The 22068-nt window shown below is 70.3% G+C and carries 24 protein-coding genes; 5 read left to right on the top strand and 19 right to left on the bottom strand.

Going from position 1 to position 22068, the window contains the following annotated elements; genetic code table 11:
• The first annotated feature begins 51 nt into the window (after window positions 1-51).
• A complete protein-coding gene (locus tag D0D28_RS08900) occupies window positions 52-1005 on the top strand; it encodes a helix-turn-helix transcriptional regulator (RefSeq protein WP_240323137.1) in 954 nt (317 codons plus the stop codon).
• 27 nt (window positions 1006-1032) lie between these two features.
• Here D0D28_RS08900 and D0D28_RS08895 read toward each other — a convergent pair whose 3' ends face one another.
• Window positions 1033-1836 carry an alpha/beta fold hydrolase gene (locus D0D28_RS08895; protein WP_240323136.1) on the bottom strand — a complete coding sequence of 268 codons (804 nt, stop codon included), beginning with the start codon at window positions 1834-1836 and terminating at the stop codon, window positions 1033-1035.
• 62 nt (window positions 1837-1898) lie between these two features.
• Window positions 1899-3104, bottom strand: a complete 1206-nt coding sequence (locus tag D0D28_RS08890) for an MFS transporter (protein WP_116110309.1) — start codon at window positions 3102-3104, stop codon at window positions 1899-1901.
• A 93-nt stretch (window positions 3105-3197) separates the two neighbouring features.
• Here D0D28_RS08890 and D0D28_RS08885 point away from each other — a divergent pair, with 93 nt between their 5' ends.
• The gene (locus D0D28_RS08885; RefSeq protein ID WP_116110308.1) at window positions 3198-3569 is read left to right on the top strand and encodes a MerR family transcriptional regulator; all 372 of its coding nucleotides are present in this window, start codon (window positions 3198-3200) and stop codon (window positions 3567-3569) included.
• Window positions 3570-3824: 255 nt separating this feature from the next.
• Here D0D28_RS08885 and dnaB read toward each other — a convergent pair whose 3' ends face one another.
• From dnaB to D0D28_RS08820, 12 genes are all read right to left on the bottom strand, one after another.
• The gene (gene dnaB / locus D0D28_RS08880) at window positions 3825-5228 is read right to left on the bottom strand and encodes a replicative DNA helicase (RefSeq protein ID WP_094003271.1); all 1404 of its coding nucleotides are present in this window, start codon (window positions 5226-5228) and stop codon (window positions 3825-3827) included.
• Between the two features lie 445 nt (window positions 5229-5673).
• Window positions 5674-6465, bottom strand: coding sequence for an ESX secretion-associated protein EspG (locus D0D28_RS08875; RefSeq protein WP_094003270.1), 792 nt, complete (start codon window positions 6463-6465; stop codon window positions 5674-5676).
• An 11-nt stretch (window positions 6466-6476) separates the two neighbouring features.
• Complete coding sequence (locus D0D28_RS35560; RefSeq protein ID WP_162831013.1) at window positions 6477-7769, bottom strand: hypothetical protein; 1293 nt, start codon at window positions 7767-7769, stop codon at window positions 6477-6479.
• Between the two features lie 41 nt (window positions 7770-7810).
• On the bottom strand, window positions 7811-8389 hold the full coding sequence (locus tag D0D28_RS08860) for a DUF3558 domain-containing protein (RefSeq protein ID WP_094003269.1): 579 nt from the start codon (window positions 8387-8389) through the stop codon (window positions 7811-7813).
• 2 nt (window positions 8390-8391) lie between these two features.
• Window positions 8392-8784 carry a hypothetical protein gene (locus tag D0D28_RS08855; RefSeq protein ID WP_094003268.1) on the bottom strand — a complete coding sequence of 131 codons (393 nt, stop codon included), beginning with the start codon at window positions 8782-8784 and terminating at the stop codon, window positions 8392-8394.
• Between the two features lie 146 nt (window positions 8785-8930).
• A complete protein-coding gene (gene rplI / locus D0D28_RS08850; RefSeq protein ID WP_094003267.1) occupies window positions 8931-9389 on the bottom strand; it encodes a 50S ribosomal protein L9 in 459 nt (152 codons plus the stop codon).
• A 14-nt stretch (window positions 9390-9403) separates the two neighbouring features.
• The gene (rpsR, locus tag D0D28_RS08845; RefSeq protein WP_020423407.1) at window positions 9404-9652 is read right to left on the bottom strand and encodes a 30S ribosomal protein S18; all 249 of its coding nucleotides are present in this window, start codon (window positions 9650-9652) and stop codon (window positions 9404-9406) included.
• A 35-nt stretch (window positions 9653-9687) separates the two neighbouring features.
• On the bottom strand, window positions 9688-10179 hold the full coding sequence (locus tag D0D28_RS08840) for a single-stranded DNA-binding protein (RefSeq protein ID WP_094003266.1): 492 nt from the start codon (window positions 10177-10179) through the stop codon (window positions 9688-9690).
• Between the two features lie 12 nt (window positions 10180-10191).
• Window positions 10192-10515 carry a 30S ribosomal protein S6 gene (gene rpsF, locus D0D28_RS08835; protein WP_020423406.1) on the bottom strand — a complete coding sequence of 108 codons (324 nt, stop codon included), beginning with the start codon at window positions 10513-10515 and terminating at the stop codon, window positions 10192-10194.
• Window positions 10516-10595: 80 nt separating this feature from the next.
• Window positions 10596-11516: a hypothetical protein gene (locus tag D0D28_RS08830; protein ID WP_094003265.1), complete on the bottom strand. Its 921-nt coding sequence runs from the start codon at window positions 11514-11516 to the stop codon at window positions 10596-10598.
• Window positions 11517-11587: 71 nt separating this feature from the next.
• Complete coding sequence (locus D0D28_RS08825; protein WP_116110307.1) at window positions 11588-12445, bottom strand: hypothetical protein; 858 nt, start codon at window positions 12443-12445, stop codon at window positions 11588-11590.
• 78 nt (window positions 12446-12523) lie between these two features.
• On the bottom strand, window positions 12524-13366 hold the full coding sequence (locus D0D28_RS08820; RefSeq protein ID WP_116110306.1) for a hypothetical protein: 843 nt from the start codon (window positions 13364-13366) through the stop codon (window positions 12524-12526).
• Window positions 13367-13469: 103 nt separating this feature from the next.
• Between D0D28_RS08820 and D0D28_RS08815 the strand changes: the two genes are divergently transcribed.
• On the top strand, window positions 13470-14243 hold the full coding sequence (locus tag D0D28_RS08815; protein ID WP_094003262.1) for a deoxyribonuclease IV: 774 nt from the start codon (window positions 13470-13472) through the stop codon (window positions 14241-14243).
• A gap of 67 nt (window positions 14244-14310) precedes the next feature.
• Here the strand turns inward: D0D28_RS08815 and D0D28_RS08810 are convergent, their stop codons facing one another.
• The 3 genes from D0D28_RS08810 to D0D28_RS08800 all read right to left on the bottom strand — a co-directional run bounded on the left by D0D28_RS08810 (window position 14311) and on the right by D0D28_RS08800 (window position 19099).
• On the bottom strand, window positions 14311-15858 hold the full coding sequence (locus D0D28_RS08810) for a glycosyltransferase family 87 protein (protein WP_116110305.1): 1548 nt from the start codon (window positions 15856-15858) through the stop codon (window positions 14311-14313).
• Between the two features lie 36 nt (window positions 15859-15894).
• Window positions 15895-18285, bottom strand: coding sequence for a transglycosylase domain-containing protein (locus D0D28_RS08805; protein ID WP_116110304.1), 2391 nt, complete (start codon window positions 18283-18285; stop codon window positions 15895-15897).
• A 415-nt stretch (window positions 18286-18700) separates the two neighbouring features.
• A complete protein-coding gene (locus tag D0D28_RS08800; RefSeq protein ID WP_094003259.1) occupies window positions 18701-19099 on the bottom strand; it encodes a DUF5318 family protein in 399 nt (132 codons plus the stop codon).
• 233 nt (window positions 19100-19332) lie between these two features.
• On the opposite strand from D0D28_RS08800, the gene D0D28_RS08795 reads away from it, so the two are divergent.
• Both D0D28_RS08795 and D0D28_RS08790 read left to right on the top strand, forming a co-directional pair.
• Window positions 19333-19896 carry a PadR family transcriptional regulator gene (locus D0D28_RS08795; protein ID WP_094003258.1) on the top strand — a complete coding sequence of 188 codons (564 nt, stop codon included), beginning with the start codon at window positions 19333-19335 and terminating at the stop codon, window positions 19894-19896.
• A gap of 49 nt (window positions 19897-19945) precedes the next feature.
• Window positions 19946-21037: an inositol-3-phosphate synthase gene (locus tag D0D28_RS08790; RefSeq protein ID WP_116110303.1), complete on the top strand. Its 1092-nt coding sequence runs from the start codon at window positions 19946-19948 to the stop codon at window positions 21035-21037.
• Between the two features lie 43 nt (window positions 21038-21080).
• On the opposite strand, the gene D0D28_RS08785 is transcribed toward D0D28_RS08790, so the two are convergent.
• Window positions 21081-21722: an HAD family hydrolase gene (locus tag D0D28_RS08785; RefSeq protein ID WP_116110302.1), complete on the bottom strand. Its 642-nt coding sequence runs from the start codon at window positions 21720-21722 to the stop codon at window positions 21081-21083.
• A 14-nt stretch (window positions 21723-21736) separates the two neighbouring features.
• Window positions 21737-22051, bottom strand: coding sequence for an ArsR/SmtB family transcription factor (locus D0D28_RS08780; protein WP_116110301.1), 315 nt, complete (start codon window positions 22049-22051; stop codon window positions 21737-21739).
• Window positions 22052-22068 lie beyond the last annotated feature (17 nt).

The following is a 22068-nucleotide window of genomic DNA, read 5'->3' as shown; positions in this document are numbered from 1 at the left end:
TAGGAACGATCGCGGCCACATTCCGGCCGCGATTCCTGCCACCATCGATTCGTGCACGGACCGAGCGCGCGGATGCTGGAGCTGCTGTCGTTGCTGCAGACCGGCCGCACCTGGAGCGGCGCGGATCTGACGACCCGGTTGGGCGTCTCGCCACGCACCCTGCGCCGGGACATCGAACGGTTGCGTGAGCTGGGCTTCCCGGTGTCGTCGGTGTCCGGCCCCGGCGGCCGCTACCAGCTCGTGGCCGGCCGCGCGATGCCGCCGCTGCTGCTGACCGACGAGGAGGCGGTGGCCACGGTCGTCGGTCTGCGGTTCGCCGCACTGGCCCAGGTCGACGGTGCCACGGGCGCGGCCGACGGCGCGCTGCGGAAGCTGGAACAGGTGCTGCCGTCGCGGTTGCGGTACCGGATCGCGGCGGTGCTGGCCTCGACGGAGGCGGTGTCGCGGGCGGCGGGCCTGCTCGACCTGCGGGTGCTCCAGCAGCTCGCCACGGCCGCCCACGCCCGCCAGGACGTGCGGTTCGGCTACACGACGCGGACCGGGGAGCGCGGCGAACGCCGGGTCGAGCCGTACCGCCAGGTGCTGCTGGGCAAGCGGTGGTACCTGTTGGCCTGGGACGTCGACCGGCGGGACTGGCGCACCTTCCGGATCGACCGGATCACCGGCGTGACCGTGCCCGGGACGACGTTCGTCCCGCGACCGCTGCCGCCGGACCCGGTGAGCTTCGTGCAGTCCAGCGCGAACTTCCCGCTCAGCAGGCACCGCGGTGTCGTCCGGTTCGACGCGCCGGCGCCGGTGGTCGCCGAACGGCTGATGACCGAAGCCGGCACGCTGGAGCCCCTCGACGAGCACAGCTGCCGGTTCGTCACGCCGGTGGACTCGTGGGAGTGGCTGGCGATGACCTTGCCGATGGTCGGCGTGCCGTACACCATCGAAGGCCCGCCGGAACTCGTCGAGCGGTCCCGCGAACTCGCCGAACGCATCCGCGCGGCGACGGGAGGGTGAGGCCCTGAGCGGCCGGAGCTGCTCGGCCTACGAGGTGAGGAACTCGCCGATCGCGTGGCCGAGTTCGGGGCGCGCGACCGCGCTGAGGTGGTTGCCCGGCACGTTGACGTACCGGCCGTGCGGCAGCACCTCGGCGAGGTCGCGGGCGGTCCGGTGGTGCGGGTCCTCGATCCCGGCGACCACGAGCGTCGGCACGTCCAGGTGCTCCAGCACGGTGCGGGGCGTGTCGATCGAGGTGTCCAGGACGTGCAGCAGTGCGTCGCGGTCGCCGCCGATCTGCCGGAAGAACGCCTCCGCCCGCCACTCCGGCGTGCCGCGCTCGAACGTGCCCAGGCCGGTCAGCACCCTGCGGAAGTGCGCGTTGCCGCCGCCGGTGTGCTCGATTCCGCGCAGCCCCATCCCGGCCACCACCGCCCGGCGGGGCCGGGCGCCGCGCACCAGCATCCGGATGGTCGTCCGCCCGCCGAGCGAGTAGCCGCCCAGGTCGTAGTCGGTGAGCCCGAGGTGCTCGACCAGGTCGAACCCGTCGTCGGCGAGCACGTCCGGCGGGTAGGCGGCCGGATCGTGCGGCTTCCCGCTCTCCCCGTGGCCGCGCAGGTCCGGCATGATCACGCGGAAGCCCAGCCCCGCGAGGTGCTCGGCGTGGCCGTAGGTGACCCAGTTGACCCGCGAGGTGGAGAAGAAGCCGTGGATCAACACGAGCGGACGCCCGGCACCGACCTCCCGGTAGGCCAGTTCCACGCCGTCCCGGGCGGTGAAGTACCCGTGTAGGGTCCCGTCGCCGATGACATGTCGATCTTTAGCGACCTGCGGTTTTGCTCGTTCTCTCACCGCAGGGTCCTGAAGGACAGTCTCAAAGCCGTGGCCTTTCTCGGGTCGCGGGCAGCGGTGGTTCAGCGGCTGCCGAGTTCTCCCTTGGTGAACCCGTGTTTGCGTGCCGTGAGCACAGTGGCGAGTGCAGGGACGAGCAGTGCGAGCGCGACCCAACTCAGCCAGGATGCATCCGATCCGCTGAGGACGAGGCCTCCGATGATGCCACCACCGGCGATTCCGACGTTCCATCCGGTGGTGAGGAGTGCTTGGGCGACATCGCCGGCGTCGCCTGCTGCTTCGGCGACTGCGGTCTGCAACAGGGTGGAGGTGCCGCCGAACGCGAGCCCCCAGAGCGCCGCGCTGGCGTAGACGAGCGAAGGCACGCCGGAGAAGATGCCGAGCAGCAGCGTGCATGTCGCGAAGAGCGCGCACGCGAGGATCATGAGGAGGCGCAGGTGCCGATGGACGAGCGCTCCGGCGATCCAGATGCTCACCAGCGACACCAGGCCGAAGGTGAGCAGCACGGCGTCGACTTGACCTGCCATGCCGAGCGGTGTGAGGAACGGGGCGATGTAGGTGTAGAGGATGCTGTGGGCGAGCACGAACGTGAGGGTCACGAAGAGCACGGGCGCTACGCCGGGAATGCGAATGGTACGGGTGAGCGGGAGCCGTGAGCCCTTGGGCTGTCCGGGGAAGCTCGGCACCGCCGCGATGACCCACACGATCAACGCGAGCGTGAGGACGGTCATGATCCCGAACGCGTATCGCCACTCGACGAGCTTGGCCAGAAACGCCGCAGCAGGAACTCCGACGGACAGGGCAACGATTGCGCCCCCCATCGCGATCGCCATTGCCTTGCCGCGCTGATGTGAGGGAACCATCCGTACCGCGTACCCGGCCAACAGCGCCCAGAGCAACCCGCCGACGATGCCGCCGAGGCACCGGGCGGCTAGCGTAAGTGCGAAGCTCTCGGAGAGCGCGGTGACGCTGTTGGCGATCGCGAGTCCTGCGATCGCCAACAGCAGCAAGTGTCGGCGCGGCCAGCCGATCGTCGCCTTGGTGAGCGGGATCGCGGCGAGGATCGCCCCGATCGCGAAGACGGTGACGCTCTGCCCGGCAGTGCTCTCGCTCACACCCAGGTCTCGGCTCATCCCGGGAAGCACCCCGGCGGGCATCGTCTCGGTGAGGAGCGTGATGAACCCGGTGGTGGCCAAGGCCAGAAGACCCGCCAGCGGGAGCCGGGCGTTCGTTCTTGAGCGAGGTGGCAGCGTATCTGGTCGCGTCATAGCCCTATCGTCGATGGGTGACATTAGTGTGAAGGTCAAACTCGGTGTCTGCCGAGTCACAGAACGCCAGCCACAGAGGGCGAGGAGAGGGATATGCGGATCGGTGAGCTGTCGACGCGCACCCGGACTTCGATGAGGTTGCTGCGCTACTACGAGGAGCAGGGACTGATCGCGTCGGATCGACTGCCCAACGGATACCGGGACTATGAGGAGTACGTCGTTGACCGGGTTCTCCAGGTACGAGGCCTGCTCGACGCAGGGCTGCCCACACGGATCATCAAGCAGATCCTGCCCTGCCTGAACACCCCCCGCACGATCCACATGCCCTACGTCACGCCAGACATGGTCGCAACGCTCGAACGCGAACGCGATCGCATGGTCGAAAAAATCGAATGCCTCACCAAGAACCACCAGGCCATCACCGACTACCTCGACGCCGTACGCCGCAATATCCGAGCCTCCTGACCGATGTCGGGTCTGCTGAGCCTATTGCCAGCCACTCGGTCAGCTTCTCCGCATCCGCGACCGAACACTCCCGAAACCCGAAATGCTTCCGGCCCTGTCGTACCCGCCATCACCGTTCCCATAGACCGAGTAGCTGTAGGCGAGGCGCAGACACCATCCAGACAGCCCAGTCTCAAACAGACTTCATAAATGAAACCGAGATGAAATCACCGGTGAAAAAATGAAGTCAGATTTGAGACCCTGCATACCCGGGCATCAGCCTTGGGCGAGGTCCGCGAACCGGCTGTAGTGCAGCTGGTGCGCGACGACGATCGTGCTGGTCGGACCCGCGCGGTGCTTCGCCAGGATCAGGTCCGCCTCGCCGGCGCGCGGGTCGTCCCGCTCCCACGCGTCCGGGCGGTTGATCAGGATGACCATGTCCGCGTCCTGCTCCAGCGAGCCGGACTCACGCAGGTCGGACAGCATCGGGCGCTTGTCGGTCCGCTGTTCCGGGCCGCGGTTCAGCTGGCTGATCGCGACCACCGGCACCTCGAGCTCCTTGGCCAGCAGCTTGAGCTGACGGGAGAACTCCGAGACCTCCTGCTGCCGCGACTCGACGCGCTTGCCGGAGGTCATCAGCTGCATGTAGTCGACCACGACGAGCTTCAGGTCGTTGCGCTGCTTGAGCCGCCGGGCCTTGGCGCGGATCTCCATCATCGTCATGTTCGGCGAGTCGTCGATGAACAGCGGCGCCTCGCTGATCTCGCTCATCCGCCGCGCCAGCCGCGTCCAGTCGTCGTCGGACATGCGGCCGCTGCGCATGTCCGCGAGCCGGATCCGGGCCTCCGCGGACAGCATGCGCATCACGATCTCGATGCGGCTCATCTCCAGGGAGAAGATGACGCTGCTCATGCCGTGCTTGATGGAGCACGACCGCGCGAAGTCCAGCCCCAGGGTCGACTTGCCGACACCTGGCCGTGCCGCGACGATGACCATCTGCCCGGGGTGCAGGCCGTTGGTCACCTCGTCGAGGTCGGCGAAGCCGGTCGGCACACCCTGCGACACCCCACCGCGCGAGGCGATCGCGTCGATCTCGTCCATGGTGGGCTGGAGCAGTTCCTCCAGCGCCACGTAGTCCTCGCTGGTGCGGCGCTCGGTGACGTCGTAGATGGCGGCCTGCGCGCGGTCGACGACCTCGTTGATGTCGCCGCCGTCGTTCGCGGCGCCGTAGCCGTACTGCACGATCCGCGTGCCGGCCTCGACCAGCCGCCGCAGGATGGCCTTCTCCCCGACGATCTGCGCGTAGTAGCCGGCGTTCGCGGCGGTGGGCACGGTCGCGATCAGCGTGTGCAGGTAGGGCGCGCCGCCCACGCGCGCGAGTTCGCCGCGTCGTTCCAGTTCCGCGGAGACGGTGATCGGGTCGGCCGGTTCACCGCGCGCGTAGAGGTCGAGGATGCAGTCGTAGACCGCCTGGTGCTTGGGCAGGTAGAAGTCGTTGGGCGAGAGCACCTCGACGACGTCGGCGATGGCGTCCTTGGACAGCAGCATGCCGCCCAGCACGGACTGCTCGGCCGGGATGTCCTGGGGCGGCTGACGGTCGAACTCGCCGTACCGCGGCCCCGGGTCCTCGGGACCGGGATCGGACGGATAAGCCGGACCACGGTCGTCAGTCAGCGCCACCGCGCGGATACCTCCCAGACAGCGAACACCAGTTCGATTATGCCGGATCTCCGGCCGGAGCGTGGGACCCGCCGCACCGGTGGGACCGTGTCTTCCGGCCACTGAGTGCGACTACTCCGGCGGGAACCGTAGATCGCTCGGACGGACCAGTGCAAACCTGCTTGGGGACCGTTCTGTGGACAGCTTGTGGAGGAGCGGGCCGAACCAGTCACAGGTACGGCTTCCCCTGTGGACAACCTGGGGGCAACTCATCTGACCGGCAGGAAAACCGCAGTTCAAACCCTGTGGGTAACCTGTGGAGAACTTCACTGAAAAAACTTCGGCGTGTCGCCGCGCACCCGATCTTCGGCGTGTCGCGGCCTCGTGCTGGCCTCGGCCTGTGGATCAAGCCTACGGACAGTAGAAGACCCCCCCACTCGGCCGAGCGGGGGGTCCGGTGCACTGATCAGCCCAGCGCGCGCATCGCGTTGTGTAGTCGTTCGCCGATCGCCTGGGGCGTACCGGGAGTGAGCACGATCAGCGACTCACCCGTGCCCGGCCGCTCCTCCAGCAGCCAGCGGCCGTCGGGCGTGTCGACGAAGTTCAGCGCGCGGTCGCACCGCCTGCGCGTGCCCGCCCGGGTGCGCGCGGCCGCGTACAGGCTGCCGGCCGCCACCCGCGGCCCCTCGAGGATGCGCTTGATCTCCTTGCCCGGATCGGCGACGGAGCGGCCGCCACCACCACGCATGATCGACATGTCCTCGCCCGAGGGCCGACGGCCACCGCCGTAGACCTCGCTCTTCGGCGCCACCAGCGGGCTGCTGCCGCCGGGCGGCACCCGCGGGATCTGGTCCACGAACGCCGGGAGCAGTTGGTCCGGCCGCTGCGGCCGCATCACCACCACGTCCTCCTTGATGTGGCGGGCCAGGACGAACCCGCCACCGGCGCCGCTGCCGGCGAGGACCGTGAAGTTCTGCGGCGCGTCGTCCGGGAACGTGCCCTCGAACCAGCCGTAGAACTCCACGTTCGGCCGCGCGATCGACTCGATCATCGCGGCGAACTCGCGGTCCATGCCCCGCGGCCCCATCAGGCCGTGGTGCGTCAGCACCGCGTTGACCTGCTGGTCGATGATCCGCTGGGCGGTCTCGTCGTACCAGGTCGCGGTGGGCGACAGCGTGTTGTGCGGCTCCGCACCCCGGCGCTGCAGCAGGTTGAGCAGCGTCGGGGTGGTGATCGTCAGCGGCCGGCTCACCGGCATCGTCCCGGGCCTCATTCGCCGATGACGGGCGGAGCCGTCAGCTCGTCGGTGCCGAACAGCTCGTTCGGGTCGTCACCCACCATGTACTTGTTCTCGTGCTCTTCGTCGTCCTCGCCGTTGGCGTGACCACCGCGGCCGCCCATGCCCGGCGCCCCGGCCAGCACGGCGCGGCCCGCACCGCGCGCGGACCGCCCGCCCGCGCCACCGGCGCCCGCACCGCCGGCCCCGGCACCCGTGCCCGCCGTCGCGCCCGTACCGATCCCCGCGCCCGGGCCGAACCCGGCGCCGAACCCGGCGGCGCCCACACCGCCACCACCCGCGCCGGCGCCGGCGCCACCGCCCGCGCCGGACCCGGCCCCGCTACCGGGCCCGAACCCGCTGGTGGAGGTCGGCGTGTAGCCCGCCGCGGTGGTCGCGTCGAAGGCCGGGTTGTACGGGCCCGACCCGGTGCCCGGCGTGTAGCCGGGGCCGGTAGGCGCCTTCGGCAGGTTGGCCGACGGATCGGTGGCGCTGAACTGCGGCAGGTTGCCGGTGCTGGCCGGCTTGAAGTCACCGGGCATGCCGGACGCGCTGGGCATGTTCCCGGCGCCGCCGGTGCCGCCCGGCATCCCGCCCGGCAACCCGCCGTTGGAGAACACGTTGCCCTGCCAGGCGGTGTACTGCGGCATCCCGCCCGCGTTGGTCATGCTGGCCTGGTAGTAGTTGTTGAACGCGTCGACGTTCGCCTTGCCGCGCTGGTTGTACTGCTCGATCTGCTCGTCGACGTCGGACATCGGGTTGATGCCGTCGAGGAAGTTGCCATCCGGCGGCTGGGCTGGCACTTCCTGGACCTTGGACTTGACCGTGTCGAACGCGCTGGCCTGGTCGTTGAGGTAGGTGTGGCTCTTGCCCAGGTTGGTGGCCGAGTCCTGCAGCCAGATGCCCAGCGGGTGCGCGCCCGCCTGCGCCTGACCCGAGGCCATGCCCTTCCAAGCGTTGTCCATCAGGTCGTTGATCTGCTGGATGAGCCGTCCGCGTTCCTCGTGCACGCTCTTGAGGCTCTTCGCCGCGTTGGCGCCGGCCACGAGCGAGGACGCGTCACCCGGGCTGATCTGCTCCCAGATCTTGCGCGCGTCGATCGTGCGGCCACCGATGTTCGCCTCGTGGTGCTCGGCCTCGGGCGTGCTCGCCAGGCCGACGAGACCGCCGACGATCGCGCCACCGACGGCCCCCACCGCCGTGCCGACACCCGGGACGACCGACCCGATCGCCGCACCGACGGCCGCGCCCGATGCGACGCGCCCCGCCGTGTAGTCGTCAACCATGGCTCAACCCCTCCTGCTGCCGAATCTGATCTGGACGTGCATCACGCGGCCCCCTTCAGGTGCTGCACCATCGCGACGGCGACCTTCTCGACGATGGGACACGGATCGGTCACGTTCGGACCGTCCAGGATGCTCGAGTTGACGTTCACGACGAGCTGGTCGGTGACCCCGACCCACAACGCGCAGGTCCCGCGGCTGCGCAGGTCGGCGTTGGCGGCGAAGACCGCGGGGTAGCCGTCGATCGTGACCGGCTCGAAGTACTTGTCCTGCGCGCGGTTGGCGTAGACACCGGTGAGCCCGGTCTGCTGGTTGCCGAGCGGGGCGATGAAGATCTTGTTGGCGTCGTACGCCTGCGACTGCCACCGGCAGCCCTGTCCGGACGGGCTCGGGTACGGCTCCCCCGGGCTGACCAGCCCGATCTCGGTGACCTGGGCCGGCGAGAGCGCCGAGCAGGGGTCGCTCACCAGCGTGCCCGACGGCAGCGGCGACGGCACGCGCAGCGCCGGGTCGACCGGCGGGGCGGTGGGCGTCTGAGCCGCGTCGGTGCTGCCGCCTTGCGAGCAACCGGTCAGCAGGCCGGCGGCGACCAGCGCGGCGGCGAGCCAAGTGGTGCGTTTCATGCTCAGACCGCCCGGTACCCTCCGACGCTGCGGTGGACCTCGTCCTCGTGCTCCTCGACGATCCCGGCCGCTTTCTCCAGGGCGTCGATGTAGTTCTTGACGTAGTCGACCATTCGCTGGTGCTGCAGCTGGAGGGTCTCGCCGGAGACCTTGGCGGCGCGGTTGATGAAGTCGCCGCTGGCGAACTCCTGTCCCGGCGGCCGGACCTCGGCGATCGTGTTCGCGTTCGACAGGTCCGTCTGCAGGTCGGTCAGCAGCTCTTTCCACTTGCTGATCACGCCGCGTACCTCGTCCGGGGAGAACTGGTACCCGCCGGGGCTGCCGTTGCCACCCACCTGGATCGGTGCTGGTGGCGGTACCTCCGTGAGCCTGTCGGTCGGCTTCTCACCGGTCATGGCCAGGAACCCCCTACGTTCTCGCCTCGGCATTGATCGCCCGCTTGGATGCTAGCGCAGCGCACCCGGTTCCCGCGGCCGAACAGGAAAAACCGGGCAGGCCCCGCGAGCTGCGGAAACCTGCCCGGTCGGTACTGCGTGACGACCTACTGGCCGGCCTTCACCTCGAGGCGGACCGAGGCCTGCACGTCGGGGTGCAGGCGGGCGTTCACCGCGTGCTTGCCGACGGTCTTGATGTGCCCGTCGGTCTCCAGGACGCGCTTGTCGAGCAGCGGGCCGCCGGCCGCCTTGATCGCGTTCGCGATGTCGGCGGTGGTGACCGAACCGAACAGCTTCTTCGAGCCCGCGGCGGCCTTGGCGGTCAGCTCGACGGTGCCGAGACCCTCCAGCGCGGCCTTGATCTCCCGAGCGTGGTCGAGGTCGCGGATGCGGCGGGACTCCTGCGCGCGGCGGATGGTCTGCACGTTCTTCTCGGCGCCCTTGGTGGCCTGGATGGCGTAGCCGCGGGGCAGCAGGAAGTTGCGCGCGTAACCGTCCTTGACCTCGACGATGTCGCCGGGGCCGCCGAGGTTCGCCACGTCAGTGGTGAGGATGATCTTCGCCATGATGTGGTCCCTCCTCAGCGCGCGGTCGAGGTGTAGGGCAGCAGCGCCATCTCGCGGGAGTTCTTGACCGCGGTGGCGATGTCGCGCTGGTGCTGGCTGCAGTTGCCGGTCACCCGGCGGGCACGGATCTTGCCGCGGTCGGAGATGTACTTCCGCAGCAGGTTGGTGTCCTTGTAGTCGATGAGTTCCGGGTGGCCCTTCTGCTCGGCCTTGCAGAACACACAGACCTTCTTCTTGGGCTTGCGGATGGGTGGCTTGGCCACGGTGATGCTCCTGGGAATTCAGTACGAGTGGTTGGTCAGAAGGGAGGCTCGTCGGCGAAACCGCCGCTGTCGCCTGCCGGCGGGGCGGAACCCCACGGGTCGTCGGCGGGGGCACCACCGCCGCTGTTCCCGCCGTAGCCGCCGCCACCGCCGCCGCTGCCGCGGCTGACCTTGTTCACCTTGGCGGTGGCGTAGCGCAGCGAGGGACCGATCTCGTCGACCTCGAGCTCGACGACGGTCCGCTTCTCGCCTTCCTTGGTCTCGAACGACCGCTGCTTGAGGCGGCCCTGCACGACCACGCGGGCACCGCGCGTCAGGCTCTCCGCGACGTTCTCCGCCGCCTGCCGCCAGATGTTGCAGCGCAGGAACAGCGCCTCGCCGTCCTTCCACTCGCCGGTCTGGCGGTCGAAGGTGCGCGGCGTGGACGCGACGGTGAAGTTGGCGACGGCGGCGCCGGACGGGGTGAACCGCAGTTCGGGGTCGGACGTCAGGTTGCCGACCACGGTGATGACGGTGTCTCCAGCCATGGGCTATTCGCCTCAGGCCTTCGCCGCGGCCTTGGCGGCCTTGCGCGGGACCGGCTTGCGGACGACCTTGGTGCGGAGCACGGTCTCCTGCAGCGACAGCTGCCGGTCCAGCTCCTTCACCGCGTCGGGCTCGCTGTTGAGGTCGAGCACGGCGTAGATGCCCTCGGCGTGCTTCTTGATCTCGTAGGAGAGCCGGCGACGGCCCCACACGTCGACCTTCTCCACGCTTCCGCCGGACGTGCGGATGACGTTGAGGAACGTGTCCAGGGTCGGGGCGACCTTACGCTCGTCGAGCGTGGGGTCGAGGATGACCATTACCTCGTAATGGCGCGACACAACCACTCACCTCCTGTGGGCTTCACGGCCACGGGCTTTCCGTGGCAGGAGGGTTTGCCGAGGTTGAGTCTACGGGGCGGCTACGACAGTTTGCGCAGCACCCAGGTCCGGACCAGCGCGGCGCTCACGCCGGCCAGCGCGACGACCGCCAGCAGCATCGGCAGCTGGACGTTGCCCGCGGCCGGTTCACCGCCGATCGCGCTGGCGTTGCCCGCGTTGCGGACGTCGGCCTGGCCGCCTGCCGAGGTGGACTGGCCGCCCAGCACGCCGACCTGCGGCAGCGCCTGGTCGGGCAGCGTCGCGGAGGACGGGTAGAGCGCGCTCGGCGGCACCGCGACGCCGGCCACACCGGGGACGGCGGCCGGGATGTTGCCGTAGTTGCGCGGCGGGGCGGTGGCCGAACCGGTGCCCGCGATGCCCGGGCTGGTCGCGGTCGGCGAGGTTCCGGGCGCGGGCGTGGCCCCGCCGGGCTGCTGCGTGGCGGGGAGGCCGGGCTGGGTGTAGTTGTTCGCGTAGGTGGTCAGCCCGCAGTTGCCGGCGACCTTGTTGGAGATCGAGTCGAGGGTCTTCTTCTGCTGGTCGGCGCCGATGCCGAGGCCGACGGCGTACGGGTCGCCCGCGTTCTTCAGCGTGGTCGCGACGGCGGTGGCGATGGCGTCACCGCCGATCGTGCCGCTGGCCGCGTTCGCCGGGATCTGCCCGACGGTGATCGCGCCGGCCTTGCTGACCGTGTCCGCGATCTTCTGCGGGTCCACGCCGTTGAGGTGCAGGAACCACTCCTGCTCCTGCGCGCCGGCCTTGACCACGCCCGCGAGGTCCTTGCCCTGCACGGCGACGCTGTCGCTGAGGGCGCCGATCACGGTGCCGGTGCACGCCTGCGACAGCACGGTGCTCGCCGACGCGGTCCCCGCCGTCAGGAGCGAGCCGCCGGCGATGGCCGCGGCGACGGCGGCGACGGTCAGCGCTCTACGGGTGGTCTTCATCAGGCTGGTGTTGCGCACGAGCGCGGTCCTCCAGTGATCGCAGGCGTGTGTCCCCGGAAGGGATCAACGACGAGCGGACCCAAAGGATACTAAGCGGTAGCTCCCCGTAGAACCCACGCGCGTACGAGACCGGCGCTGACACCCGACAGAGCGACGACGGCGATGAGCATCGGTAGCGCGACGTTGCCACCACCGCCCGAGCCGCCCGGGAGCGCCTCGGCCTGGCCCGCGTTCTGCACCGGCTCGCCGGACTGCGCGGGCTGGCCGAGCGCGCCGTACTGCGGCGCGTACCCGGGGATCTGCCCGCCGTACTTCAGCCCCGGCGAGGGCGCCCACAGCGCGGACACCGCGAACGGCAGCCCGGCGTAGTTGCGCATCGGCGCGTAGGCGCTGCCCGACCCGAACGGCAGGAGGCTGAACGTCGACGGGTCGCCGGCCAGGACGGGGCTGGTCGAGCCGGGGATCGCGGCGGGCGCGACGCCCTCGGTGCGGCCGGGCGTGCCGCCCGGCGGGGTCTGCGGGTGGCCGCCGGTGCCCGGCGGGTTCTGCGGCTGCGGCCGGCTCGCGCCACCCCAGGCGAGCGCCCGGCCCGCCTGGTCGACCGTGCTGGTCAGGCCGTTCGTGGTGCCCGCGACGGCGCCGTTGACCGCGCTCGCGGCGGGGGCGCCGACGACCGGCAGCGGCTCGACGACCGTGTCCACGACCTTGACGGTGATCTGGCACAGCCCGCCGAGCAGGCCGCCGACGATCGAGGTGAGCCCGTCGGTGACGGTCTTCAGGCCGAGCGGGGTCTTGATGACGTCGCCCGGTTTGGCCGTGACCGTGTCGCCGCACTGGGCCGTGTGGGTTTCCGCGCTCGCGGTCGCGGGGAGGGCGAGCGCGGCCGATCCGGCCAGTACGAAGGCGGCGGCGCCCGCCGCGGCGGTCCTGCGTGTCCGACCCTGCATGTTCGTCCTCCAGCGCGTCGCTACTGGTTCAACGAAGCTAGAGCAGGTGCGTGACGCCCGCACGGCGGAAAGTAGCCGTCAGGCGCGGCGCATCCAGGCCCGGGTGAGCGCGGCGGCCACGATCGCGAGCGCGAACACCGCGATGATCAGCGGCAACCGGGCCGGCGCGGTCGGCGACGGCATGGCCTCGGCGGTCCCGGAGTTCTGCGTGACCACCGGCGGTTCCGTCCCAGTCGGTGGGACGAGCCCGGGCGCGGCCGGCGGGACGACCCCGGGCCGGATCAGGGCGGACAGCGGCGGCGTCAGCGGGACGCCCCCGGAACCGATGAGGAACCCACCGGTGACGAACGAGGCCGGCACGATCCCGCCGGTCGCGCCGGGAGCGGGGGCGACGGGAGTTCCGGGCGCCGGGGTCTCCTCGCCGGGCTGCGGTCCGCCGGGGGCGGGTTCCTCCGGCGCCGGATCGTCCGGAGCTGGGTCGTCCGGAGCTGGGTCGCCGGTGGACGGCGGGACGAGCGGCCGACCGGAGACGAGGCTCTGGGTGGCCGCGGACAGCGTGTTCACCGTGCCCTGCACGCCGGGGCAGAGCTGCTCGGTCGCCACGTCGCCGACGACCGGCGCGTCGCCCACGTCCAGCGCCTTCGCCAGGTCGGCCACCGGCAGCGGCAGCAGCGGGTCGCGCTGGTCCGGGCCGGTGGGCGCGGAGCCGCTGCCGGTGCCGACGGTGAGCACGCCGGGCTGGTCGAGCGGGGCGCCCGCGTCGAGGGTGAGTGCCTGGCCCGGCTCGTCGCGCAGGGTGGCGTCACAGCTGCCGGCCAGCGCGGGGTCGGCTTCCTCGGCGAACCCGCCCGGCGCGGCCAGCGTGGCCGACAGCGTCAGCACGAACCCGGCCACTCCGGCGCGGCGCGCGGTCTTCCCCATGCGTCCCCCAGCACTCAGGTGTGTCACGGACCGCGCTCACGGTACTTCATAGCGTCGGTGCGGTTGGGGAGAACCGACTGGATTCCGCCGGTAGCGTGGCCTCATGCAGATCGGTGCGCACGTCCGTGACGACGACCCGCTGACCGCGGCCAAGGAGCGCTCGGCCGACGTGGTGCAGTTCTTCCTGGCCGACCCGAAGGGCTGGAAGAAACCCGTCGCGCAGCCGCCGCGGGCGGACATCGAAGCGGCCGGGGTGGAGGTGTTCATCCACTCCCCCTACATCATCAACGTCGCGTCGCTGAACAACCGCATCCGGATCCCGTCGCGCAAGCTCGTCACCCAGCACGCGGCCGCCGCGGCGGAGGTCGGCGCGAAGGGCCTGGTCGTGCACGGCGGTCACATCGGCAAGGGCGACGACATCGCGGAGGGCTTGGCCAACTGGCGCAAGTTGTTCGAACGGCAGGCGGCCGACGGCGGTTTCGCGGTGCCGATCCTGATCGAGAACACCGCGGGCGGCGACGGCGCGATGGCGCGGGAGATGGACGTGCTGGCGCGGCTGTGGGACGAGGTGGCCGAGTTCGGCGCCGGGTTCTGCCTGGACACCTGCCACGCGTTCGCCGCGGGCTGGGAGCTGGACGACGTGGTGGACAAGGTCATGGCCATCACCGGCCGCATCGACCTGGTGCACCTGAACAACTCGCGCGACGAGTTCGGCTCCGCACGCGACCAGCACGCGAACGTGGTGCACGGCGGCGGCACGATCGACCCGGAGGCGCTGGTGGCCGTCGCGGCGGCCGCCGGAGCGCCCGTGGTGGTCGAAACCCCGGCCGACGGACAGGCCGAGGACATCGCCTACCTGCGGGAGAAGCTGGGCTGACCCCCGCGGCGGCGGCGGTGCTGGAGGGGGAACACGGGCGGTTGTTGGCCGTGGCTGGTTTCGCCGCTCAGACCGCGTGCCGGGCGCGGCGGCGCTTCAGCACCACCACGTCGCGGGCCCGGTCGAGCACTCCGCCGGCCGGGTCGTCGTCGCCAGCCGTGCGTACCGCGTCTTCCGCCGGGCGGTAGATCTCCCGCACCACCAGCACGCACAGCCCGATCACGGCCAGGTCCCGCAGCGTGACGAACCCGAGGAACCAGTCCGGCGGCAGCCCCTTGTGGTCGGTGCCCAGGTAGTAGAACATCCGCGGCACCCACACCAGCGCGTCCAGCAGCATCCAGCCCAGCAGCAGCCGCCACCGCGGGATCGCCAGCACCGCGAGCGGCACCAGCCACAGCGAGTACTGCGGGCTCCACACCTTGTTGGTCAGCAGGAACGCGGCCACCACCAGGAAGCAGAGCTGCGCCAGCCGCGGCCGCACCGGCGCGGACAGCCCGACGTAGGCGATCCCGGCGCAGCAGGCCAGGAACAGCCCCCCGCTGACGACGTTCAGCCAGGTCGGCGTCTGCCCGGCGGCGAGCGGCCCGTCGAAGCCGGCCCAGCCGGTGAAGTACGAGATCACGTTGTAGATCGAGTCCGGGTCCATCCCGCGTTGCGCGTTGAGCCGGAAGAACTCCTGCCAGCCCGCGTTCAGCGTGAGCGCGATCGGCAGGTTGACCGCCAGCCAGGTGCCCACCGCCGTGCCCGCGGTGACCGCCCACGGCCGCAGCTTCCCGGCCCGGATGCACAGGATGAGCAGGGGCCCGAGCAGGAACAACGGGTACAGCTTCGCCGCCGCGCCGAGCCCGATCAGCAGCCCGGCCACCGCCGGTTTCCGCCGCGCCCAGGCGAGCAGACCGGTCGCGGCGAACGCGGTGGCCAGCGCGTCGAAGTTGGTGAACGCGTGCACCAGCACCAGCGGTGAGATCGCGGCGAGGCACGCGTCCCACGGTCTGCGGTTCGCGGTGCGGCCCACCGCCCACACCGTGACCAGCCAGGCGAGCGCGAGCCAGAACGCGGTGATGTTGAAGTAGATCGCCACCGGCAGCGCGCCGGGCAGCCAGCCGGTGTCGGCGATCGCCTTCCAGCCCTGCGCGAGTTTCGCGTTCGCCCACTGGAACAGCCCGGTCAGCACCGGGTACTCCATGTAACGGACGTGCGCGTTCGGCGTGCCGGCGTCGTCGATCCAGCTCGTCTTGTACGGGAACGTGCCGGGCTGGTCGAGCCGCTCGGCGCTGAACAGCGGGACGACGTCGGAGTAGCACATCGCCACGTACGGGCGCCCGGACCGCCAGTCCAGCTGGGTCTGCCCGCTGTCGTCGACGTACTGCTGGATGCAGCTGGCCTTGCCGAACCAGCACAGCACCAGCGCCAGCGTGGCCAGGGCCAGCCCGACCCGCTGGGGTGTCCAGAACCAGTGCCGCCCGACCGCCGCGTGCTCGCCGAGCGGACCGCCGATCGGTCTGCTCGCGGCCGCGACCAGCGGCTCGGTCCGGGACGGCGCGACCCGCTGACCGGCGTCGAGTGACGCCGGCGCGGGTTCGGCCGAGGTGGTCTCGTCGGTCGGGCTGGACACCCGCGCGATGTTACGGCCCGCGGCGTGAGCCGGGGATCAGCCTCTGTCGCGGGTGGTGGTCGGCCCGAAGTCGTCGCCACCACCACCCGGGATGGTGAAGGTCGGCGTTTGCCGGGACTTGCTCGTCGTCGGTTCCGTCGATTCCGGGGTGTGGGTCGGCGTCGACGGCGGGGTCGACGGCGGCGTGGTCGGGGACGACGTGCTCGACCTGCTGCTCGTCGGCTTCGTCGAGGACGACGCGTCGTCACCGGCGGTCGCGCTCTTGCCGATCGGCGAGACGGTCGGGAACTTCTCGCTCGGCTTGCCCTTGAGGTAGTCGTTCATGAACTGCTGCCACATCTTGGCAGGCAGCCCGGTCGAGGAGACCGCGTCGCCGTTCTTGTCCCGCAGCGGCGTGTTCTTGTCACTACCGACCCAGGACGCGGCGGAGATCGACGGCGTGTAGCCGACCATCCACACCTGCGAGTTGTCCTTCTCCGACCCGGAGCCGTTGCCGGCGCTGGCGTCGTACTGCTGGGTACCGGTCTTGCCGGCGCACTCGTGGCCGCTGGGGCAGCTGAGCTTCGAGAACTGGATGACCGGCTTGAGCGCGTTGGTCACGTTGCCCGCGATCTGCTTGCTCTTGTTCGCGTCACCCTCGGCGAAGGCCGGCTTCGGGTTGCTCGACGGCTGGTACACCACGTCCCCGCCGGGCGTGGTCACCTTCTGCACGAAGTGCCGGTCCAGGTAGGTGCCGTTGTCGGCGATGGTCGCGTACCCGGCCGCCATGTCCAGCGGCGAAGCCATGGTCGAGCCACCGCCGAGCGCGATGTTGTTGTCGACGGCCTTGAGCGAGGTGACCCCCGCCTCCTTGGCCGCGTCGGCCACCGCCTGTGGTCCGGTCACGTTGGCGACCATGTCGAAGAACACCGTGTTGGTCGACCGCATCGTCGCTTCCGCGACCGTGCACTCCTTCGAACAGCTGTTGGACGCGCCCGCGTTGTTGATGTAGCGCGGGTTGCCGTTGGGCAGCACCCCGAACTGCCGGTGCGTGCTGCCGTCGAACGTTTCGCCGAGCCCCTTGCCCATCTTGAGGAACGCGACCAGGTCGAACGTCTTGAACGACGACCCCGGGTTCCGTGCGGTGTTCGCCCAGTCGATGTAGTCGGTCTTGTCGTTGGGGCCGCCGTAGTAGGCGACCACACCGCGGGTCTTCGGATCCACGGCGACGAGCGCCTTCTTCAGCTCGGGCGGCTGCCCCTGCATCACGTCGTTGACGGCCTTCTCCGCCAGGCGCTGCGCGTTCGGGTCGATCGTCGTGTAGACGTTGTAGCCGTTGGCCTGGATCTTCTCCTTGGAGTAGCCCGCGGCCTCCAGTTCGGCTTCGACCTGCGCCTGGATGAACGCGTTGTTGCCGGTGATCGCCTGCGGCTTGGTCTGGTCCTTGGGCAGCGGCGTCGGGTACTGGGCGGACTTGCGGTCGGTGTCCGACAGCCAGTTGTACTTGACCATCTGGTCCATGACGTAGTTCCAGCGCCACGTCGTGTACTCGGCGTTCTCCGACTTGCCGGGGCCCTGGATCAGACCGGCCAGCAGCGCCGCCTCGGACTGGGTCAGCTGCGCCGCGGTCTTGTTGAAGTACGCGTGCGAGGCGGCTTCGATGCCGTAGGCGCCACGTCCGAAGTAGACGATGTTCAGGTAGGCCGTGATGATGTCCTCTTTGGACTGCGTCTGGTTCATCTTGAACGACTTGACCAGCTCGGTCGCCTTGCGGGTGAGCGTGGGCGCCTCGTTCTCGGTGGCCTTCTTGATGTACTGCTGGGAGATGGTCGAACCACCGCCGGAGCCGCCGGTCAGGTTGTTGTAGACGGCGCCCAGGATGCCCATCACGTCGAAACCGTTGTTGGTCTCGAAGGTCGCGTCCTCGGCCGCGTACACGGCGTGCTTGACGGTGTCCGGGATCTGGCCCGGCTTGAGGAGCTGGCGGTTCCCGCTGTCCGGGATCTCCTTGCCCATGACCGAGCCGTCGCTGTAGTAGTAGGTCACCACCTGGGCCTGCTGGGCCAGGACCTCCTCCGGCGTCGGCACGTCCACCAGGAAGTAGGCGATCGTGAATGCGATCGCCGGCAGCACGACGAACACCCCGAAAAAGGCGTACAGGGTGCGCCGGATGATCTTCCAGCGCCGCTTCTTGCGCTGCTTCGGCGTCAGGGCCGCCTTGCCCTTCTTCCCCTTCCCGGTCTCCTCGGGCGCGTCGTCCTCGGGGCCGGAGTCGTTCAGGGGCTCGTCGACGTAGTCGTCGTAGTCGTCGTACCCGCTGGCGCGCAGCTCGGCGTGGGTGAGCAGGCCCGGCTCGGAGTCACCCATGCCGGGGCGGCGGCCGGCGGCGGCACCGGCACCCGCCGCCGCGGCGGCCGGACCGGCGGGCGGGCGGTAGCGGCCGCGCATCGGCCGGTCGGCGGGGTTCTGCGGACCGGGAGCTCCGGGCGGCGGCCCGGGACGGCGCCTCGGCGGCGGAGGCATGCGGTTGCCCGCGGGCGGGACGCGGCGGGGACCACGGGGGGCGTCCGGGTCCTGACCACCCGGCCAGCCCGGGCCACCGCCCTCGCCGGGCCACTGGGGGCCCTGGGGACCCTGCGGGCCGCGGGCCTGCGGGCGCTGGGGAGGCGCGGGACGTCGTGGCGGTTCGTCACCGCTCGGCCAGGCCGGGCCGCCCTCGCGCGGCCACTGGGCACGACGGGGTTCATCGGGCTCCTGACCGGGCCAGGAGCGATTGCGGTGGTCGTTCACGAGTGAGCCTCCCAGACCGGCGGTACACCGGGCGCCGTTCTGTGATCGAGTGCCAGCGCTGCGCTACGTCCCCTCACTGCCCGGCCGTCCTCCGGGACGGGCCGTGCGGGGTTCCGTTGCCCGAGACGTACGAACGCACCAGATGGTTCCAGCGGCACGCCCGGCACACCTCCACCACATGGACGTTGAACTCCCCCACCAGGTTGGCCAGGCGGGCCAGTTCCGCCGGTGTCCTGGCCGAGCCGGAGACGTGCCTGAGCTGTTCACCGAACACCCAGGACACGTTCGTCAGGCCGTCCTGCCCGCACAGCGGGCAGGGGGCCCCGCTCGGTTCGCCGTGGAACCGGGCAGCCCTGAGCAGGTACGGATCGGCGTCGCAGACGTCGCGCGTGCCGACACGACCGGCGCGGACGCCGGCCAGCAGCGCGCGGCGCTGCAGGGCGTAGTCCACCACCTGTCGCTGGTTCTGCACGGTGACAGAGTACGTGGCCGCCGTGTGTGCGCCATGAGCTGTGCGGCCTAACGGTGTAGACCACGCGCGCGACACGCCGAACGTTCCATAACGCTCTGGTGAACTTCAGGGGTGTGTTTCGGGTCGCATCGGGTGATCATCGGTGTTGGCTGCACCACTTCGATGTATCGGCCCGATATAATCGGGCGTTAGGTTGCCGGAGTGTCGTGGAAGTCCTCGAAAGGGGGTGCACCGTGCTGGAGTTCGCCATCCTGGGGCTGCTGCACGAGGCACCGATGCACGGCTACGTGCTGCGCAAACGGCTGCACGACACGCTCGGCATGTTCCGCACCTTCTCGTACGGTTCGCTGTATCCGACCCTGCGCCGGCTGCAGCGGGCGGGGTTCATCGAAGAGGCCGACAGTGACGTCGGAGGAGCCGGCGAGCCCGTCAAGGGCTGGGGCCGGCGGGCTCGGACGGTGTACAAGCTCACAGCGGAGGGGAAAGAGCACTTCGCGAAGCTGCTCGCCGACGCCGGGCCCCAGACCTGGGAGGACGAAGGGTTCGGGGTCCACCTGGCCTTCTTCTCCCGGACACCGGCTGATGTCAGGATGCGGATCCTGGAGGGCCGGCGCCGCCGGGTCGAGGAACGCCGTGAAGGGCTACGGGCGGCGCTCGCTCGTGCCGAGGAGAAGATCGACCGCTACACGCGTGAGCTGCACCGCCTCGGGCTGGAGAGCAGCGAGCGCGAGGTGCGCTGGCTGAACGAACTGATCGCGCACGAGCAGGACGAGCAAAACCGCGGGCTTCAGAGCTGAGACCGCATCCGAAATCGGCAAGACATCACTGAACGAAGGAGAAACCGGCATGGGCGACAACAGCGGCCGCGTACGAGTGGCCATCGTTGGCGTCGGAAACTGTGCGGCGTCGCTGGTGCAGGGGGTGCACTACTACCGCGACGCCGACCCGGCCTCGCGGGTGCCCGGCCTGATGCACGTGCGGTTCGGCCAGTACCACGTCGGTGACGTGGACTTCGTGGCCGCGTTCGACGTCGACGCCAAGAAGGTCGGCCAGGACCTGTCGTCCGCGATCCTCGCCAGCGAGAACAACACCATCAAGATCACCGACGTGCCGCCGCTCGGTGTGCCGGTTCTCCGCGGCCCGACCATGGACGGCCTCGGCCGCTTCTACCAGGAGACCATCGAGGAGTCCGACGAGGAGCCGGTGGACGTCGTCGCCGCGCTGCGCGAGGCCCGGGTCGACGTGCTGGTCTCCTACCTGCCGGTCGGATCGGAGCAGGCCCAGAAGTTCTACGCGCAGTGCGCCATCGACGCCGGCGTGGCCTTCGTCAACGCGATCCCGGTGTTCATCGCCTCGGACCCGGCGTGGGCGCAGAAGTTCACCGACGCCGGTGTCCCGATCGTCGGTGACGACATCAAGTCCCAGGTCGGCGCCACCATCACGCACCGCGTGCTGGCGAAGCTGTTCGAGGACCGCGGGGTCCAGCTCGACCGCACCATGCAGCTGAACGTGGGCGGCAACATGGACTTCAAGAACATGAAGGAGCTGGAGCGCCTGGAGTCCAAGAAGGTCTCCAAGACCCAGGCGGTCACCTCGCAGATCGACCGCGACCTGGGCAAGGCCAACGTGCACGTGGGCCCGTCGGACTACGTGCAGTGGCTGGAGGACCGCAAGTGGGCCTACGTCCGGCTGGAGGGACGCGCCTTCGGTGACGTGCCGCTGAACCTGGAGTACAAGCTCGAGGTGTGGGACTCGCCGAACTCGGCCGGCATCATCATCGACGCGGTGCGCGCCGCGAAGATCGCCCTGGACCGCGGCGTCGGCGGCCCGCTGCTGTCGGCTTCGTCCTACTTCATGAAGTCGCCGCCGGTGCAGTACGACGACTCGACCGCGCGCGACTCGGTGGAGAAGTTCATCGCGGGCGAGATCGAGCGCTGAGTTCTCCGCGAGGAAGGGCCCGGTCCTGGACCGGGCCCTTCCTTCACGCCTGGAGCGCGGCGGGCAGGTCGGCGACGGTGTCCAGGACCCGGTGCACCCGCTCCAGCACGGCGGGATCCGGCGGGAAGTGCGGGTTGGGCACGGCGTAGACGGTCATCCCCGCGGCCAGCGCGGACTTGAGCCCGTTGGTGGTGTCCTCGACCGCGGCGCACTTCGCGGGGTCGACGCCCAGCCGGCGGGCGGCTTCGAGGTAGACGTCCGGGGCCGGCTTGCCCGCGGCGACCTGCTCGCTGGAGATCGCGACCTCGACCAGCCCGGTCAGGTCGGTGGCCGTCAGGAACGCCTCGATCAGCACCGGTGGTGACGAGCTGGCGATGGTCACCGGGTACCGCTCGCCGACCGCGCGCACGGCGTCGGCGGCCCCGGGCAGCACCGGCGGACCGCCCGCGTAGCGGTGGGCCATCGCGTCGATCACGACCTCGGCGATCCGCTCCGGCGTGAGCCGCGCGCCGAGGTGTTCGACCAGGTAGCGCGCCCATTCCGGGGTGCTCATCCCCTGCATGGCGCGGGTGGCCGTGGCGGTCCAGCTGCCGCCGTACTCGGCGACGACCGCCCGGCGCACCTCGTCCCAGGTCTGCTCGGAGTCGACGAGCACCCCGTCGAGGTCGAAAACCACCGCGTCCATGCCCGTGACCGTACCTACTCGTCCGCGGCCAGGCGCAGGATCGGGCCGAGCAGGCCGGGGAAGCGTTCGCCCAGGTCGTCCGCGCGGACCCGGACCCGCCGGTGCCTGCCGTCCACGGTCATCGAGATCACCCCCGCCTCCCGCAGGATCCGCCAGTGGTTGGTCAGCGTCGACATCGGCACGTCCAGGCCGTCGGCGAGCACCGCGCACGTCGATTCGGGGTCCCCGGAGGCGCGCAGCACCAGCTTCAGGCGCACTGGATCGCCCAGCGCGTGCAGCACCTGCGCGAGCGTCAGCGACTCGCGTGCGGGCTGGGGTAGCGATCGCATGGCCCGAGTCTAGCAAA

It is taken from the genome of Amycolatopsis ruanii (genome assembly GCF_003385175.1).
In the GTDB taxonomy this organism is placed as follows: Bacteria; Actinomycetota; Actinomycetes; order Mycobacteriales; family Pseudonocardiaceae; genus Amycolatopsis_E; species Amycolatopsis_E thermalba.
Note: the sequence above shows the minus strand (reverse complement) of the source record. Positions and strands in the feature narration are given on the sequence as shown.

Bases quoted from the DNA above. Each gene is read 5' to 3' on its own strand.
- D0D28_RS08890 (WP_116110309.1), bottom strand. From the start codon at position 3,104: ATGACGCGACCAGATACGCTGCCACCTCGCTCAAGAACGAACGCCCGG.
- D0D28_RS08885 (WP_116110308.1), top strand. From the start codon at position 3,198: ATGCGGATCGGTGAGCTGTCGACGCGCACCCGGACTTCGATGAGGTTG.
- D0D28_RS08875 (WP_094003270.1), bottom strand. From the start codon at position 6,465: ATGCCGGTGAGCCGGCCGCTGACGATCACCACCCCGACGCTGCTCAAC.
- D0D28_RS35560 (WP_162831013.1), bottom strand. From the start codon at position 7,769: ATGGTTGACGACTACACGGCGGGGCGCGTCGCATCGGGCGCGGCCGTC.
- D0D28_RS08860 (WP_094003269.1), bottom strand. From the start codon at position 8,389: ATGAAACGCACCACTTGGCTCGCCGCCGCGCTGGTCGCCGCCGGCCTG.
- D0D28_RS08855 (WP_094003268.1), bottom strand. From the start codon at position 8,784: ATGACCGGTGAGAAGCCGACCGACAGGCTCACGGAGGTACCGCCACCA.
- rplI (WP_094003267.1), bottom strand. From the start codon at position 9,389: ATGGCGAAGATCATCCTCACCACTGACGTGGCGAACCTCGGCGGCCCC.
- D0D28_RS08840 (WP_094003266.1), bottom strand. From the start codon at position 10,179: ATGGCTGGAGACACCGTCATCACCGTGGTCGGCAACCTGACGTCCGAC.
- D0D28_RS08825 (WP_116110307.1), bottom strand. From the start codon at position 12,445: ATGCAGGGTCGGACACGCAGGACCGCCGCGGCGGGCGCCGCCGCCTTC.
- D0D28_RS08820 (WP_116110306.1), bottom strand. From the start codon at position 13,366: ATGGGGAAGACCGCGCGCCGCGCCGGAGTGGCCGGGTTCGTGCTGACG.
- D0D28_RS08815 (WP_094003262.1), top strand. From the start codon at position 13,470: ATGCAGATCGGTGCGCACGTCCGTGACGACGACCCGCTGACCGCGGCC.
- D0D28_RS08805 (WP_116110304.1), bottom strand. From the start codon at position 18,285: ATGCGCGGCCGCTACCGCCCGCCCGCCGGTCCGGCCGCCGCGGCGGCG.
- D0D28_RS08790 (WP_116110303.1), top strand. From the start codon at position 19,946: ATGGGCGACAACAGCGGCCGCGTACGAGTGGCCATCGTTGGCGTCGGA.
- D0D28_RS08785 (WP_116110302.1), bottom strand. From the start codon at position 21,722: ATGGACGCGGTGGTTTTCGACCTCGACGGGGTGCTCGTCGACTCCGAG.
- D0D28_RS08780 (WP_116110301.1), bottom strand. From the start codon at position 22,051: ATGCGATCGCTACCCCAGCCCGCACGCGAGTCGCTGACGCTCGCGCAG.